The organism is Aeromonas sp. QDB11 (assembly GCF_027705265.1).
In the GTDB taxonomy this organism is placed as follows: Bacteria; Pseudomonadota; Gammaproteobacteria; order Enterobacterales; family Aeromonadaceae; genus Aeromonas; species Aeromonas allosaccharophila.
This window is the reverse complement of record NZ_JAPDBM010000060.1, coordinates 12,876-29,276: the sequence shown is the minus strand read 5'-3', so window position 1 is coordinate 29,276 and position 16,401 is coordinate 12,876. Positions and strand designations below refer to the sequence as shown.

Annotated in this window: 15 protein-coding genes; 11 read left to right on the top strand and 4 right to left on the bottom strand. The window is 61.2% G+C overall.

The genetic code is table 11. The features are described from left to right. Nucleotides 1-195: 195 nt before the first annotated feature. Nucleotides 196-621: an Hsp20/alpha crystallin family protein gene (locus OKC40_RS17580; protein ID WP_042057885.1), complete on the bottom strand. Its 426-nt coding sequence runs from the start codon at nt 619-621 to the stop codon at nt 196-198. 296 nt (nt 622-917) lie between these two features. Here OKC40_RS17580 and OKC40_RS17575 point away from each other — a divergent pair, with 296 nt between their 5' ends. The 10 genes from OKC40_RS17575 (at nt 918) to OKC40_RS17530 (ending at nt 12,450) form a co-directional block, all read left to right on the top strand. Further along, nucleotides 918-2,564: a tetratricopeptide repeat-containing response regulator gene (locus OKC40_RS17575; RefSeq protein ID WP_270796276.1), complete on the top strand. Its 1,647-nt coding sequence runs from the start codon at nt 918-920 to the stop codon at nt 2,562-2,564. 66 nt (nt 2,565-2,630) lie between these two features. Next, nucleotides 2,631-3,593 (top strand): ion channel, encoded by a 963-nt coding sequence (locus OKC40_RS17570; protein WP_270796273.1) that lies wholly within the window; start codon nt 2,631-2,633, stop codon nt 3,591-3,593. A 114-nt stretch (nt 3,594-3,707) separates the two neighbouring features. Further along, nucleotides 3,708-4,514 (top strand): exodeoxyribonuclease III, encoded by an 807-nt coding sequence (gene xthA, locus OKC40_RS17565; RefSeq protein ID WP_270796272.1) that lies wholly within the window; start codon nt 3,708-3,710, stop codon nt 4,512-4,514. Between the two features lie 144 nt (nt 4,515-4,658). Further along, nucleotides 4,659-5,090 (top strand): PPC domain-containing DNA-binding protein, encoded by a 432-nt coding sequence (locus OKC40_RS17560; protein WP_111805801.1) that lies wholly within the window; start codon nt 4,659-4,661, stop codon nt 5,088-5,090. A gap of 8 nt (nt 5,091-5,098) precedes the next feature. Next, complete coding sequence (locus OKC40_RS17555; protein ID WP_270796269.1) at nt 5,099-5,677, top strand: ECF transporter S component; 579 nt, start codon at nt 5,099-5,101, stop codon at nt 5,675-5,677. Next, nucleotides 5,677-6,378 (top strand): energy-coupling factor transporter transmembrane component T, encoded by a 702-nt coding sequence (locus OKC40_RS17550; protein ID WP_270796267.1) that lies wholly within the window; start codon nt 5,677-5,679, stop codon nt 6,376-6,378. The genes OKC40_RS17555 and OKC40_RS17550 overlap by 1 nt, the downstream gene beginning before the upstream one ends. Then, on the top strand, nt 6,375-7,193 hold the full coding sequence (locus tag OKC40_RS17545; protein ID WP_270796265.1) for an energy-coupling factor ABC transporter ATP-binding protein: 819 nt from the start codon (nt 6,375-6,377) through the stop codon (nt 7,191-7,193). Before OKC40_RS17550 ends, OKC40_RS17545 begins: the two co-directional genes overlap by 4 nt. Next, nucleotides 7,180-7,932, top strand: coding sequence for an energy-coupling factor ABC transporter ATP-binding protein (locus OKC40_RS17540; RefSeq protein ID WP_270796264.1), 753 nt, complete (start codon nt 7,180-7,182; stop codon nt 7,930-7,932). Before OKC40_RS17545 ends, OKC40_RS17540 begins: the two co-directional genes overlap by 14 nt. A gap of 204 nt (nt 7,933-8,136) precedes the next feature. Further along, the gene (locus OKC40_RS17535) at nt 8,137-9,336 is read left to right on the top strand and encodes an efflux RND transporter periplasmic adaptor subunit (RefSeq protein ID WP_270796281.1); all 1,200 of its coding nucleotides are present in this window, start codon (nt 8,137-8,139) and stop codon (nt 9,334-9,336) included. A gap of 9 nt (nt 9,337-9,345) precedes the next feature. After that, complete coding sequence (locus OKC40_RS17530) at nt 9,346-12,450, top strand: efflux RND transporter permease subunit (protein WP_270796263.1); 3,105 nt, start codon at nt 9,346-9,348, stop codon at nt 12,448-12,450. A 60-nt stretch (nt 12,451-12,510) separates the two neighbouring features. Here OKC40_RS17530 and OKC40_RS17525 read toward each other — a convergent pair whose 3' ends face one another. From OKC40_RS17525 to OKC40_RS17515, 3 genes are all read right to left on the bottom strand, one after another. Further along, nucleotides 12,511-13,596 carry an HlyD family secretion protein gene (locus OKC40_RS17525; RefSeq protein WP_042656971.1) on the bottom strand — a complete coding sequence of 362 codons (1,086 nt, stop codon included), beginning with the start codon at nt 13,594-13,596 and terminating at the stop codon, nt 12,511-12,513. Next, complete coding sequence (locus OKC40_RS17520; protein ID WP_058054103.1) at nt 13,593-14,048, bottom strand: hypothetical protein; 456 nt, start codon at nt 14,046-14,048, stop codon at nt 13,593-13,595. The genes OKC40_RS17525 and OKC40_RS17520 overlap by 4 nt, the downstream gene beginning before the upstream one ends. Before the next feature lie 148 nt (nt 14,049-14,196). Beyond that, the gene (locus OKC40_RS17515; protein WP_270796260.1) at nt 14,197-15,384 is read right to left on the bottom strand and encodes an OmpP1/FadL family transporter; all 1,188 of its coding nucleotides are present in this window, start codon (nt 15,382-15,384) and stop codon (nt 14,197-14,199) included. Nucleotides 15,385-15,792: 408 nt separating this feature from the next. Between OKC40_RS17515 and OKC40_RS17510 the strand changes: the two genes are divergently transcribed. Then, nucleotides 15,793-16,278, top strand: a complete 486-nt coding sequence (locus OKC40_RS17510; protein ID WP_270796259.1) for a hypothetical protein — start codon at nt 15,793-15,795, stop codon at nt 16,276-16,278. The last annotated feature ends 123 nt before the right edge of the window (nt 16,279-16,401 follow it).

Below are 16,401 nucleotides of genomic sequence, written 5' to 3'. Positions count from 1 at the left end.
GAAGCCAAGGCCCCAGAGGTATAGTGTGAAAAAAGCCAATAAAAACAATGCCAGTCAGGCTTAACTGACTGGCATTAGGCATCATGCCTCCCTCATTTTTTAGCCCTGATACTACGTGGACTGGAACTCAAATTTTCTTAAGTGAACAGCATTGCCCGAGAGCGGGGCCTTATCATTGGGGTCATTGATGACGGGTTATTCGATGGTCACCCGATGAGGTGCCGGGGTTTCCACCTGCTTGGGCAGTTGCAAGGTGAGGATGCCGTTCTCGAACCTGGCGCTGACCTTGTCCAGTGCCACCTCGACCGGCAGCTCCAGGGTGCGCGAGACACTGCCGAAGTAGCGTTCACTGCGCAGGGTTCGCTCATCCTTGTTCTCGCTGTCAAACTGGCGGATCTCCGCCTTCAGGGTCACCTGCTTGCCATGGATATCCACATGGATATCCTCCTTGGCAACCCCAGGCAGTTCGGCCTGCAACAGATAGTTGTCATCACTCTCTTTCAAATCCAGCCTGATCTGGCTCGGTAGCGGATCCCCGTGCAGGGGACGAATATAGAAGCCGGACGCCATATCGCGAAACAGGTCATCGAACAGACTGGTACGGCTCGGTAACAGACTCATTTTTGCTCCCTCCCTGATTGTTCCATGGACAGATGCAGGCCCTGATGCCTGCCTGATAGGGTCTACAGCTGACCGGAGCGTCTCTCCGGTCCCCTCTATCAGTCTAAAAAGCGCGCCGCAGGCTGCCACCCCATCTGAACTTTATTTGATATGGATCAACCACATGGCCCCGATAAATCCGGAAAAAACGTGACCCGCGAACAGAAAGCGATGCGACAAAAGCACATTGATTGCCACTTCACGCGCTTTGGTGGCACACTTTCCCTCATCAGCCCGCAGCGCCTCGACCCAGACAGATGCAGACACCTGAACAAGAGCCAGAAAAAAAGAGCCCAGCCAAGCCCCAACGCATTCTGATGGTCAATGAGCAGCGCTCGTTTCAGGTGATGATGAAGGCGATGCTGATCAATCTGGGGATCAGCAACATCACCTACTCCAATACCGCCGAGGATGCACGGCGCCGCTGCCAGAAGGGCAGTTTCGACATCTATCTCATCGATTACGATCTGGGGGTCGGCGAAAATGGTCGCCAGCTGCTCGAAAGCCTGCGCGACAAAGATCTGATCCCGCCCCAGAGCGTGGTGATCATGGTGAGTGGCGACAGCTCCCGCGCCATGGTGCTGAGCGCGCTGGAAGCCGAACCCGACGAATACCTAATGAAGCCCTTCTCCCAGGAGCAGTTCTCGTTTCGCCTCAAACGCGCCCTCGCCCGACGCAACGCGCTGGCCAGTGTCTTTAGCGCGCTGGCCGATGACAATCTGGCGGCCCTCATTACCGCCTGCGCCGAGCGGGCCGATGCCGTGCCCCGTTTTGCCAACTACTGCCGCTGCCTGCAGGCCGATACCCACCTCAAGCTGGGTCAGGCACAAGAGGCACGCGCCCTGATGCGCCAGCTGCTGGCCGGGCAGGAGAACAGCTGGGCCCGCCTGACGCTGGGCAAGGCGTGCAACACCCTCGGGCTCCACGAGGAGGCAGTCAGCCATCTGCAGGCGACCCTCAAGAATACCCCGCTGATGGTGGAGGCTCACCTCTGGCTGGCTGAATCCCTGCTGGCCCTCGGTCATGACGAGCAGGCGCAGCAGGAGCTCAGACGGGCGGTGGATATCTCCCCCCAGTCGGTGCAACTCTCCCGCCGACTGGCGGAGGTGTGCCTGCAGCGCCACGACTACGCCCAGGCCAAGGATGTGCTGCTTGCCCTCATCGACCTGTCGCGCAACTCCATTCATCGCACCCCCCACTATCTGGGGGCCTATATCCAGACCCTGACCCTCTACGCCCTCAACAGCAACGACAGCTACCACATCGCCAACCTGCAAAAGCAGGTCAATTCGGCCCTGTCGCGCATCCGCGATTCGTTGATGATGTCGGAGTTCAACTACCCGGTGTTCGAGCAGATCTGTCAGGCCCGGGTGCAAATTGCACTGGGGGAGCTGCTCAAGGGCAAGAAGATGCTCTATCGCGCCAATCAGAACTGGCTCGATGAACCGGCCACTATGCCCCCCGCCCTGCTCGGCGAGACCATCCTCGCTCTCTACCAGCTCGGCGAGTTCGAGTATGCCGAGAGCCTGCAGGGCCTGCTGGCGGAAGACGAAGACCGGCTGCTCACCACCTGCATCCAGGCAACCCGGGATGACAAGACGGTGCTGGAGCGGCGTCAGCGCTACCAGCAGCTCAACGATCTGGGGATCAAGGCCTATCAGAGCGGCGAGCTGGAGCAGGCCCTCGGCCACTTCCGCGAAGCCCTGCGCCGTGCCCCCGCCAACACTGGTGCGGCCCTCAACAAGATCCAGGTGTTGCTGCAACTGATGCAGAAAAACCGCAAGAGCCCGGAATTTGGCGCCGAGTGCAAAGACACTCTGGACGTGCTCGACGGCATCCCCCTCAACCCGGCCCAGCAGGAGCGTTTTCGCAAGCTGCGTCAGGAGTTCAACCAGTTCCGCTAAGACGTCGCCACGCCCCCTTTTCCCCGCCTATGCTGAAACCAGTCCGGCAATGCGAGGGAAACGAAGATGGCGATGTGTCGTTATCTGGTGGCCGATGGCCGCCACTGCAGTGAAGAGGCTGGCGAGCACGAGCTCTGCCACTGGCATGATCCCCACAGACCCCATCAGGAAGCCCACACTGCCGAGGCGCTCGAACAGTACGTTCGCGCCGGCGGACTCTGCCACGGCCTGCAGTTGTCACGGGCCAATCTGGCTGGTCTCAATCTGGTCAACAAGGAGTCCGATGAGGGATTTTTGCTGGAGCAGTGCAACCTCTATCGCGCCAACCTGCGCGGTGGCCACCTCTACGGCCTGCGCATGAAGGGCGGCAGCCTGATGAAGGCCGATCTCAGTGATGCCAACCTCCAGTGTGCCACCCTCGATGACGTCAACCTGCTCGGCATCCGCTGGCACAACACCCGGCTCGACAACATGCAGACCGGCAAACGGGTGATGCAGGATCGCAAGGGCCGCCGCGAACGGGATCCCAAACAGGCACGCATCTGGTTCAAGGAGGCGGAAGAGACCTACCGGGATCTGCGCAAAGCCTCAGAGGCGCAGGGGATCTTCACCATGTCCGGCAACTATATCCAGCAGGAGCTCACCATGCGCCGGCTGCAACTGCCGTTCTGGTCGAGCCAGCGCTTCACCTCCTGGGTGGTCGATCTCTTCTGCGGCTATGGCGAAGCCCCGATGCGGGTGGTGCTCTTCTCCCTGCTGCTTATCTTTATCTGCAGCATTTTCTACTTCTTCTGCGGCCTCAACTTCTCGGGCAACCACCTTATCTACCGGCCGGATGCCCCCTTCGAGCAGAACGCCATCTTCCTGATCGAGTGCCTCTACTACAGCGTGGTCACCTTCACCACCCTGGGCTATGGCGACTTTACCCCGGTCGGCCTCTCAAGGCTCTTTGCCGCCTTCGAGGCCTTTACCGGCAGCTTCACGCTGGCGCTGTTTGTGGTGGTATTTGTCAAAAAGATGACCCGCTGATCCCTCCCCGTGCTCACCGGGCCTGCCATTGGCGCAGGCCCGCGGCCAAACTTGCATCCACGGCGGATTCCTAGTCCAATAGCGACTTATAAAAATGACATGAGCATCCCGGACATGAAGATCATCTCTTTCAATATCAACGGCCTGCGCGCCCGTCTGCACCAACTGCAAGCCATCATCGACAAGCACCAGCCCGATGTGATCGGCCTGCAGGAGATCAAGGTACACGACGAAGCCTTCCCGCTGGCCGATGTGGAGGCCATGGGCTATCACGTGGAGTTTCACGGCCAGAAGGCCCACTACGGGGTCGCCATCATGAGCAAGCAGAAGCCGGTCAAGGTGGAGAAAGGCTTCCCCACCGACGATGAAGAGGCCCAGCGCCGGATGATCATGGCTACTTTCGAGCGCGAAGACGGCTCCCTCATCAAGGTGATGAACGGCTACTTCCCGCAGGGTGAAAACCAGGATCACGAGACCAAGTTCCCGGCCAAGCAGAAGTTCTACGAGGATCTGCAGCACTACCTAGAAACCAACCACACGCCGGACGACCAGCTGGTGCTGATCGGGGATATGAATATCTCCCCCACCGATCTCGACATCGGCATCGGTGAGGCAAACCGCAAGCGCTGGCTGCGGGATGGCAAGTGTTCCTTCCTGCCCATCGAACGCGAATGGATGGAGCGGCTGAAAGGGTTCGGCCTGACCGACACTTTCCGCGCCGCCAACCCCACCGAGTGCGAGCGCTTCTCCTGGTTTGACTACCGCTCCAGGGGCTTTGACGAGAACCGCGGCCTGCGTATCGACCTCATCATGGCCTCCGACGCCCTCAAGGACAGCGTGACCGAGACCGGCATCGACTATGAGCTGCGCGGCATCGAAAAACCCTCCGACCACGCTCCCATCTGGGCCTGCTTCGCCTGATGCGACGCACGGTTAACCGCTAAGCCGCTGCGCGTTCACCAATCTGTGAAGCGGCTCGAGGTTGCTTGCGATAAAAGGGCGTAAACAGCCTATCCAGACAAGGTGCCTCAGGGCACCTTCTTTTTGCAGCAAGGAGTGCCTGACGTGACTACCCCTCACCTTCCCCTCTCCCCCGCCCGTTTTCTGGCCCTGCGCCTGTTGCCGGGGGAGGACCTGATCGCCGGATTGCGCACACACATGGCCCAACACGGCCTGCAGGCTGCCTGGATCGCCGGGGCGGTCGGCAGCCTGACCCACGCCAATCTGCGCTATGCCGCCCGGCCCGATGGCACCCTGCTGGAGGGGGCCTTCGAGGTGATCGCCCTCGGCGGCACCCTGGACCCGGAGTGCGAACACCTGCACCTCTCCCTCTCTGACGAGCAGGGATTGATGCGCGGTGGCCATGTGCTGCCCGGTTGCCGGGTCCGCACCACCCTCGAACTTGTGATTGGCGAGCTGGAGGCGTACCGTTTCACCCGAGCCCCCTGCCCCCACTCCGGCTATGAAGAGCTGCTCATTACCCCCAGAACCTTGTGAGGATCACTATGTCCGTCAGTAAACTCTCCAGCTACAACCTGGCATTTATGGTCATCTGCATCGCCATCAACATGGTGGCGGGACAGGCGGTCTCCATGCTCAAGCTGCCCATCTTCCTTGACTCCATCGGGACTGTGCTCTGCGCCATTCTGGCGGGCCCCTGGATGGCGGTCGCCACCGGTCTGCTCACCAACCTGCTGTGGGGACTGCTCACCGGCCCCATCGCCGCCGCCTTTGCCCCGGTCGCCATGATGATTGGTCTCAGTGCCGGTCTGATGGCGCGCGCGGGCTGGTTCAACAATCTGCCCAAGGTGGTGATGAGCAGCGTGGTGATCACCCTGGCGCTCACCCTGGTGGCCATTCCCATCCGTTCCTACCTGTTTGGTGGCGCCACCGGCAGCGGTGCTGACTTTATGGTTGCCTACCTGCACGCCATGGGCAGCGATCTGCAAGAGTCGGTCGCCGTCACCGTGCTCGGCACCAACCTGCTGGACAAACTGTTGACCGTGCTGATCGCCTGGGGGCTGGTACGCCGCCTGCCGCAGCGCACCCTGCGCCACTTCCCGCAGATGGCCGCCGTGCGCTGATGCACCCGTTTACCTCCCTCGCACTCTGGCTGTGGTTTTCGGTCACGGCCAGCGTGCTGCCGCCCCCCTGGCTCTGGGGCTGGAGCCTGCTGCCGCTGCTCGCGTTAATGGTGCTACCGGGAGCCCGCTCCCGGGTCAAGCTGGTGCTGGCGGTGATGCTGCCGCTGGGGCTGGGGCTCTATCTGGTTCACGGCCCCTGGTTGCGGATCCTGCTCGGCATGCCAGAGGCGCCTGTCAGCGAAACCTTCCCCATTCTGCCCCTCTGGTGTCGCCTGCTCGCCTGTCTCGCCAGCGCCCAGCTCTGGCTGTGGGCGGTCTCGACCGAGCGCTTTGTCCATGCGCTGTTTGCCAGCCGGCTGCCCATCGCCCTCTCCTACCTCTGCTGTGGCCCGCTGCTGCTCAAGGAGCAACTTGGCCACCAGTTGCGGGCGATAAAGGAGGCCCAGCTGGCCCGTGGCGTCCCCTTTGATGGCCATCCGTTGGCCCGGCTGCGCGCGATCATTCCGCTGCTCTCGCCGCTGGTCGGGCAGGCGTTGAGCGAACTGGCCACCCGCAGCATGGCGCTGGATCTGCGCGGTTTTCGCAGCCAGCCGACCCGCACCCGCGTGGTCGAGATCCCGCAGCGGCGCCATGAGCCGCTGCTGCGCTATCTGTTGCTGGTGCTGGTACTGCTGGAGATCGTCTGGAGGTGGTGGCCATGATATCGCTCCGTGGATTAACCATCGGCCATGCGGCCCATCCTGACCACTTCCAGCTGGGGCCCCTCGACATTGAATTGGGTGCAGGCGAGTGGCTCACCATCCTCGGCGGCAACGGGGCGGGAAAATCCCTGCTGGCTCAACTGCTGGCGGGAGGCTGGTCGCAGCTGCACCTCGATACCCTGGCCGGGACAGGCACCATCCTCGGTACTGCCCACGACGGGGGGCAGCTCAATGAACAGGCGGCCCAACGCCAGTGGGTGCAGCAATCCCCCTATCTGCAATTTTCCGGCTGCTGCTTTTCGGTGGCGGATGAGGTGGCCTTCGGCCCCGCCAATCTGGCGCTGCCGGTGGCCGAGATCAGTCGGCGGGTGGCTGATGCCATGGCGTGCTGTCACTGCGAGGAATTGGCGACGCAACATCCGCTCTCCCTGTCGGGAGGGCAGGCCCAGCGGGTGGTGCTGGCTTGTGCGCTGGCGATGCAGCCCAAACTGTTGATCCTGGATCAGGCCTTCAGCCGCCTGACCCCGGAGGCGAGCCACACCCTGCTGCGCCAGATCCGCCACTACAGCGAGCTGAGCGGCTGCAGCGTCATCTTGCTGGAGCAGCGGCTTTTTCCGGCCGCTCACTATTGCGAGCAGTTCGTACTGCTCGACCATGGCCGCCAGCTGGCCAGCGGCGAACTGGGCGAGGTGCTGCCCCATCTGCCCGGGCGGGTGATCCTGCCAGACTCCCTGCGCGAGGCGTTGCTGGCGCGCGACCCGCACCATCATCCCTACCCTTTGGCCATTTTGCGGGAGTTTTATGCTGAGCTTTGACCGCCTTTGTTTTTCGTGGGCGCCGGACAATCCCTGCCTGCACGACATCACATTGCAGATTGCTAGCGGGGAGCAAGTAGCCATCGTCGGGGATAACGGCGCAGGCAAGTCGACCCTGCTGCGACTGGCGGCGGGCCTGCTGGCCCCCACCTCCGGCACGGTGAGCTGGCAACAACAGGATCTCTGCGAGCAGCGGGCACTGGCGCGCGCCAGTCAGATCGGTTTTCTGTTTCAGGAGTCGGAGCGCCAGCTGTTTCACAGCCGGGTCGACGATGAAATCGCCTTTGGCCTGCGCCTGCAAAAACGGCCGGGGGAAGAGATCCGGGAACGGGTGGCGGCGGCACTGGCGCAGTGCGAGCTGACAGCGTGGGCAGCATCCCACCCGCTGGATCTCGATGCTGGCCAACGTCGGATGGTGGCGGTGGCCTGCCTCCATGCCATGCAGCCCGCCTTGCTGCTGCTCGATGAGCCGAGCCGGGATTTCGATCCCCATTGGCTGGCCATTCTGGAGCGCTGGCTTGTCAGCGAACGGGCGAAGGGCACCACCATAGTAGCCATCAGTCACGACGCCGAATTTGTCAGACGCAACTTCACCACCCTGATCGAGCTCAAAGCCGGGCGTCTAGTGGCCCACGGCCCCGCAGCCGAACGACTCTCTGCTCTCAATGGCTATCACCAAGACGAGAAGAGTAGTGCCCTGTTGCTGGCCGCCCTCGCTCAGGCCGAACATCCCCGCTGAACTTCGCCACATCGGAAAACGTCAGGCTTTTTTCGTCAATCGGCAACCTTGATTGCCACCTTGAGAAGGCTGGGTTCAGATTACAGACCTATCATCTCTCATTCCTCTCATAAAAAAGTTGTTTTTTTAATCATGAAGTTAATGATGTGTATGGAGAATTTTGCTGAACGCAGCAACCGGGATCGATTGAACAGGAGTGTGATGATGAAGGTGCCCCTTGCCGGAAAAGAGATGTACAAACGTAGCGTGCTGACCCTGGCGCTGATTGGCGGATTGAGCGCCTGCGGTGGCGAGACGACCCAGACGGCCCAGACCATGCCCGCCGTCCCCGTGGTGGTTGCCGAAGCCACCCCGACCGATGTACCACTCACCAGCGAGATGGTGGGAGAGACAGCCGGTTTTCGCGAGATCGATGTGCGCTCCCGGGTCAATGGCATCCTGCTCAAGCGCACCTATGTGGAAGGTCAGCCGGTCACCGCCGGTCAGGAGTTGTTTCTGATCGACCCCGAACCCTACAAGGTGGCGCTGGAGCAGGCCAAGGGGACCCTGGCTCAGGAGCAGGCGCGTCTGAACAAGGCCCGAGCCGACCGGGATCGCATCATTCCCCTGTTCAAGCGTCAGGTGGTGAGCCGCAAGGACTATGACGACACCATCGCCAACTATGAAGCGGCCATCGCCAGCCATCAGGCTGCCCAGGCCAAGGTGAAAGAGGCGGATCTCAACCTCAGCTACACCCAGGTGACCGCCCCCATCAACGGCATGGCGAGCAAGAGTTCCCAGTCCGAGGGGAGCCTTATCTCCACCAGCGGCGACAACGGCCTGCTCACTACCATCACCCAGTTTGATCCGCTCTACGTCAACTTCTCCTACTCGGAGCAGGATCGCCTCAACTTCGAAAACTCGGTAAAGAAAGGGGTGATTGAGGCGAAGGATGCCACCACCTGGCGCACCCATATCCGTCTGGCCGATGGCTCCCTCTATCCGGAGGCGGGCAAGCTCAACTTCTCCGACAACCGGGTCGATCCCCAGACCGGTACCATCCGTGCCCGCGCCATCTTCGATAACAAGGACGGCGTACTGCTGCCGGGCCAGTTTGTCCGCATGACCATCGATCTGGGCACCCGCAAAAACGCCATCGTGGTACCGCCGCGCGCCATCGTCCAGTCCCAGGCTGACCGCATGGTGATGGTGGTCGATGCCGACAACAAGGTAGTGCCCCGTCCGGTGACCCTGGGCGCGGCAGTCGACTCCGGCGTGCTGATCGAGAGCGGCCTGCAGGCAGGTGAGCGCTATATCGTCGAAGGCTTGATGAAGGCTCGCCCCGGCGCAGTGGTAAAACCTGTCTCTGCCGACGAGATGAAGGCGATCACCGGCAAGGTGGTCAGCCAGTCTGCGGCCAAGTAAGGAGCCCGTATGTTTTCCAAGTTCTTCATAGAACGCCCCATCTTCGCCAGCGTGATTTCGATCATTATCGTGCTGGGCGGGTTGGCGGCGATGCGGGCGCTCCCCATCGAGCAATATCCCCAGATTACCCCGCCGGTGGTCTCGGTCACGGCGTTTTATCCGGGCGCAACCCCGGAGGTGATCTCCCAGACTGTCGCCGCACCGCTGGAGCAGCAGATCAACGGCGTCGAGCGGATGATCTACATGCAGTCGGGGTCGGCCTCCAACGGACAGATGAACCTCAACGTCTACTTCGAGATCGGCACAGATCCGGATCAGGCCACCATCAACGTCAACAACCGGGTCTCGGCCGCCATGGCCCAGCTGCCGGAAGAGGTGAAAAAGCAGGGGGTGACGGTCAAGAAGAAATCGACCTCCATCCTGCAGGTGGTCACCCTCCAGTCGCCGAACGGCTCGTTTGATACCACCTATCTGTCGAACTATGCCCTGCTCAACATCATCGACGAACTCAAGCGGATTCCCGGCATCGGTGATACCACCTTGTTTGGCGGTACTGACTACGCCATGCGTATCTGGCTGCGACCGGATCGACTGGCCCAACTCGAGCTCACCCCGAGCGACGTGATTGGCGCCATTCGCGAGCAGAACACCCAGTTCGCGGCAGGCAAGATTGGTGCCCAACCCACCACGACCCCCATCGACTTCACCTACACGGTGCAGACCAAGGGGCGCCTTGAGGATGTGAAGGAGTTCCAAAACATCATCGTCCGCTCCATGCCCGATGGCTCCAAGATCCGGGTCCGCGATGTCGCCCGGGTCGAGCTGGGGGGCAAGGATTATGATCTGGTGGCCCGCGCCAACGGCAAACCGGCCATCGGTATCGCCACCTATCTGCAGCCAGGCGCCAACGCCGTCGCGGTTGCCGATGCGGTACACGCCACCATGGAGCGACTCAAGGAGCGCTTCCCGCAGGATATCGAGTACCAGATCCCCTACGACACCACCGAGTTCGTGAAGATCTCCATCGAAGAGGTGGTACACACCCTGTTCGAGGCGATCGTACTGGTGTTCGTGGTGGTCTATCTGTTCCTGCAGAACTTCCGCGCCACCCTGATCCCCTGTATCGCGGTGCCGGTGTCGCTCATCGGGACCTTCGCCGGCATGCTGGTGCTCGGTTTCTCCATCAACCTGCTGACCCTGTTCGGCATGGTGCTTGCCATCGGTATCGTGGTGGATGACGCCATCGTGGTGCTCGAAAACGTCGAGCGGATCATGAGCGAGAAGAAGTGCTCGCCCAAAGAGGCTGCCATCCTCGCCATGCAGGAGGTCTCCGGTCCGGTGGTCGCCATCGTGCTGGTGCTCTGCGCCGTGTTCCTGCCGGTCGCCTTTATGGGCGGCATGACCGGGGTGATGTACAAACAGTTCGCCATCACGGTCGCGGTCTCGGTCGCCATCTCCGGTCTGGTGGCACTGACTCTCTCCCCGGCCCTCTGTGCCGTGTTGCTGAAAGAGGGACACCACAAACCGGCCCGCTTCTTCGTCTGGTTCAACGAACAATTTGACCAGCTGACCCGCGGCTATGTACGGGGTGTGGCCTTCCTGAACCGTCGGGTGGGGGTCGCCTTTGCCATCATCGCCGTGCTGATCCTCTCCATCTACGGCCTCTTCCTGAAAGTGCCGGGCGAACTGGTACCGAACGAAGATCAGGGCTACCTCATCTCCGCCGTCATGCTGCCGGATGCCGCCGCGATGAGCCGGACCCAGGCGGTGGCGGATCAGTTCGACAAGATCGCCATGGCCAACCCCCATGTGAAGGATGTGATCACCTTCTCGGGCTTTGACATTCTCTCCAATGCCATCATCAGCAACAGCGGCATGACCTTCATTACCCTGAAGGACTGGAGCGAGCGTCAGGGGGCCGGGCAGGACTCCTTCTCGCTGGCCAAGACCTTCCAGGGCTTGAGCCTGATGGGGCTGGCGGATGGCTTTGTCGCCTCCTTCAACCCGCCTCCCATTCAGGGGATGTCCACCACAGGTGGCCTTGAGGCCTATCTGCAGAACCGTGGCACCGGCAACGCCCAGGCCTTCTCCGGCGAAGTGCTGCGCTTCCTCGAAGCGGCCAAGGCGCGCCCGGAGTTTGCCAGCGTCACCAGCACCTACCGCGCCAACGTGCCGCAGGTCTATCTCGATCTGGATCGCGAAAAAGCCAAGGCGCTGGGGCTACCGATCAATGCGGTGTTTGACACCATGCAGGCCACCTTCGGTCAGGTCTATGTCAACGACTTCAACCAGTTCGGCCGTACCTACCGGGTACAGTTGCAGTCCGAGGCAGACTACCGCGCCAAGAAGAGCGACATCCGCAACGTCTATGTCCGCTCCGGCAAGGGGGAGATGATCCCGCTCAGCAGTCTGGTGACGGTGCGTGATGCCACCGGCCCGGAACTGGTGGAGCGCTTCAACATCTTCCAGGCCGCCAAGATCATGGCGCAGCCCGCCCCCGGCTACAGCTCGGGTCAGGCCATCGCCGCGCTGGAAGCGGTCGCCAACGACACCTTGGGCAACGACGCCAAGCTGGAGTGGACCGGTTCCGCCTATCAGGAGAAAGCGGCAGCAGGTAGCGCAGGCACCGCGTTCGGCTTCGGTATCGTGATGATCTTCCTCATCCTGGCCGCCCAGTATGAACGCTGGACCCTGCCGTTTGCGGTGATCACTGCCGTGCCGTTTGCCCTGTTCGGCGCCCTGCTGGCCACCTGGCTGGTGGGGCTGACCAACAACGTCTACTTCCAGATCGGGCTGGTGACGCTCGTCGGCCTTGCCGCCAAGAACGCCATCCTGATCGTAGAGTTCGCGGTGATGAAACACGAAGAGGGGATGAGCCTCATCGAGTCGGCGCTGGAGGCGGCGCGCCTGCGTTTCCGTCCCATCGTGATGACCTCGCTCGCCTTCATCCTCGGCTGTGTGCCGCTGGTCACCTCCAGCGGCGCCGGTGCGGCAAGCCGTCACGCCCTCGGCTGGCCGGTGATCGGCGGCATGCTGGCGGCCACCTTTATCGCCATCTTCTTTATCCCGCTCTTCTTCCGGCTCATCATGCGCCGCTCGGAGAAACGGGCCTGACCACTGCGGTCACACTCCCCAAGCCCCTCCCTCACGGAGGGGCTTTTTTATGTCCGTGCGTTACATGGCAAACAGATAGGCCTTCATCGCCTTGAGACGCACAGTGGCAGCACCGATGATGTCGATAAAGCCGAGCAGCGGATGGGGTTTGTGTGCCGAGATCCAGGCCGAACCGGTCGCCCCGATGGGCAGCACGACCCCTTCCGGCTCCAGCATGTCGAGCACCACGGTACGGCCATGGCTGGACATGTTGTTGCCCACATGCTGGCGCACATGCTGATCACCCTGCATCGCGTTCAGCTGGGCCTCACCCGTGCCGGTACGCACCGAGTGAACCCGAGCCCGGAATACCCGTCCCGGATAGGCATCCACATAGAATTCGGCAAACTGGCCCGGTTCAATGGCGCGGTAGCTCTGATCCGGAATGCGAAACTCCAGAAACTTGCGCGAGGTATCGTAGAGGTGCATGTTGCCGGTGCGCGAGCCGTTGGCCAGATTGACCACCGACACCTGACCGTCGAACGGGGCCCGGATCACCTTCTCTTCGTTCCGCCGTTGCTGCAACGCCAGCTCGCTCCCCAGATTCTGCACCTGGGCCTCGATCATCTTCACCTTGGCCTCGCTGGCACTCTGTTGCGCCAGATCGCCATCGATCTGGGCCTGCAACTGATCGCGGCTCTGGATGCTGGAGAAACTGCCCAGCTGGGTCAACCGCGCCAGCTCTTTGCGATTGAGGGTCAGCCGCGACAAAATGGCGCGCTGCTGGCTCAGCTCGGCGCTGATCTGGGCCTGCTGGGCGTCGATCTGGTGGCTCAGAGCTTGTGCCTTGCCATCGCTCTCCCAGTTAGCGAGGGTGTAGATGGGCTGGCCCTTCTTCACCTGCTGGTTGTGGACGACATGGATCTCGTCGATCTGGTGGAACTGGTTGGTGCCGAGCAAGGGGCCCAGCACCGCATGAGGCGCCTTGACCGTGGCCGAATCAGTGAAGTCCACCGGCGCCAGATGGCGGGAGGTGGTCAGCAATCCGAGGGCCAGCAAGGCCCCGATCGCGGTGCTCCAGAAACCGGTCTTGAGGTTCCAGGGCAGCACCTTCAGCTTGACCAGCAACCAGACGATCAGGATATAGGGCAGCAGGATCTCTTTCACGATGGCTCCCCTTGATGACGACCACGGCGAATACCATGGCCGATGATCTGGCTCATCCGCTCGGCCAGCACATCCCAACGGGCAAAGGCGATGATGATGGCCAGCACCCACCAGGTCTTGTCGATAAACAGCCCGCACAGGGAGAGGGCGAACACCAGGGTGATATGTACCGACTCGGACAACTTGGCACGATGCACGGCGATCTCGTGCAGTTGCCACAACAGATGGATCAGATAGAGCACGACATAGAGGGTAATGACGGTGATCACCCCCATAAAGATCTCGGAATCGAGCAGTACCATGATGGCCGGCAGGGGATGACTGAACTGAGCCGCATCAACCGGATAGATGCTGGCCCCTTTCGAGAAGAAGATAACCAGAGCGACCGTGACCAGAATAAACGCCAGGCGCCAAAGCCACCGTGCTAACGCAGAGGCAGGTTGTGATGACATTCGCTGTTGCTCCTCGTGTAACGGGTGATCAAACGGGTGTCCCTCGAGGGTCACCCGGCTCATACCCCACGCCGGTTGGCAATGACCAGACCGGCTACGGGCAGGATGGAGAAGCCCCCAACCTGTGGGGGCTTGCTTGACTCACGCCTCAGAACTGGTGCTGCACACCGATATTGAAGAAGTTGAGATAGCTGTTGTTGTAGGTGCCGGAGATTTCCGGGCGAATAAGCCCGCCATCGTGATGAACCGACATATCCCCCAACCAGGCCAGGGTATAGCTGGCTTCCAGCTTGGTAGCCGGGCTCAGCTGGTAGCTGGCACCCAGACCCCAACGCCATCCCTCACCCATCGGTAAGTTGACGGTACGGTGGGCATCGTCCACGGCACTGCTGTCATAAGCGATACCACTGCTCAGACGCAGGGACGGCGTCACGTCGAACTGGGTACCCAGGCTGAGGTGCCAGGTGTCCTTGTAGTGCATATCAACGGTGGTGCTATATGGTGCAGAATTCACGTCAATGTCACCAAAGCGGGACCACTGCTGCCAGTTGGCGCTGGCCAGCAAAGCCCACTGGTCGTTGAGCTGGTGATAACCACTCAGGGTAACGGTCTGCGGGATCATCATATCGACGCCCAGACCGGCAAGATTGACCTGGGTAAACAGCTGATCTTCCAGCTTCCACTTCAGCTCGGAGAAGTAGCTCAGGCCGATGCGGGAGTGTTGATCCAGCTCGTAGAGCACCCCGAAGGAGCCGCCATAGGCCCAATCGCTATCGGAGAACTCACGACCCGCGAAATGATTTGCCGTCATATCCAGCGAGGTATCCAGACTGCCGTGCATGGCGATCAGGCTGGCCCCCACCGACCAGTTGGCGTCGATGCGGTACGCCAGGCTCGGGGCAAAGGCGATGCCAGTCAGCTTGGCGGCTTGCACATAGCCGCTGCCCTTCCAGCCATCCCCATAATCGATACCCAGACCATGGCTGCCAAACATGCCAAAACCGGCGACCCACTGGTCATTGATGGCATGGGTCAGATAGACGCTGCCGAGCGGCGCGGTCTGCAACGCATTGCCGCCGTTGTTGCCGCCATTGTCCAGATCCAGCTCGAGATCACCGTATACCACACCGCCATTGACCTGCAGCTGGGTACCTTCCAGCTTGGTCATACCGGCCGGGTTGCTGGCGATGGTCTCTGCCCCCTGGGCACGGGCGGCAGCCCCTGCGTTGGCCAGCGCACTGTTGGCAGTGCTGGTTTCGTAGAGGGCAAGGCCGCCAGCCATTGCTGAAGGGCTCAGCAAAGCGGCAAGCATCAGCGACAGCAGTCGTTGCTGCATTTCGATACTCCTGAATAGTGAACAAGGGGGCACCCGAGAGGGTGTGCATCTCAACAAATGACATTTCTGTGTCTGGCAATCAGCATCCGGGAGGCCAACGGCTTTATGTTGCACGTTCGTGGCGTCACGCTATTGAGGGGGCTGGCAAGCATGTTGTGAGGCCCGCTTCCCTGTTGCAACCGGCATCCGGACGCAGGAAACGCACCATCACTCAATAGTGGCGACTGACTGGCGCGCATCCTAACGGGATGAGCGGCAAGCTTCATTAGGGTTGGGCATACGCAATAGTTAAGCAATGCTTAACTATTTACCCTCTATACCGTTCCTCCATTACATAACCGGCGCCATTGACCTTCACCTCGAGGCAAGGTTTAGAGTTTGGCAACTTGCCCCCGAAGGATGCCCGGATTGTCACTCACCCAGCTTGCTGCAAGATTGCCCTCAGTTGCTTTGGCCCGGCTATTGCTGGCACTGCTGCTCGTCTGCAATCTGACCCTCTGCATCAGCTGGCACGAGGCGCAACCAGCGCTCGACATTTCATCCCGACAAATGGCCTCCCAGCCTCACAACATGGTGATGGGTGGCGACGAGCCGATGGCGGTCATGGATCACCAATCCCCTACCGCGTCCCTCTCCTGCCATCAGGGGATGGGAGATGACGCCCCCCCAAGCGGTGACTGCCAGATGCAGACCGGCGTCTCTGGCGCAGCCAGCGCCCTGCCGCTGTTTGGCATGCTGCTCTCCCTGTTTATCTTGCCGCTGTTGCTACTGCCCCCTGGAGCGGCGAGCAGCGTACTGGACAACTGGCTACGCGACCCCTTCTTGCGATCCCGCGGTACTCACCCTCCCTCCTGGCCGCGCCGACATCTGATGCTGTCGGTGCTGCGTCACTAGAACGATCTTCTACTGCGTGCCTGCGGCAAGGTTGACCTTGCTCGTGTCTGCACGCCTTGTTTGACCCTGTGACCACTGGCCCCGCCAGCAACAGGGAGCCGTGCGTCTGCTGACTCGTCAGCA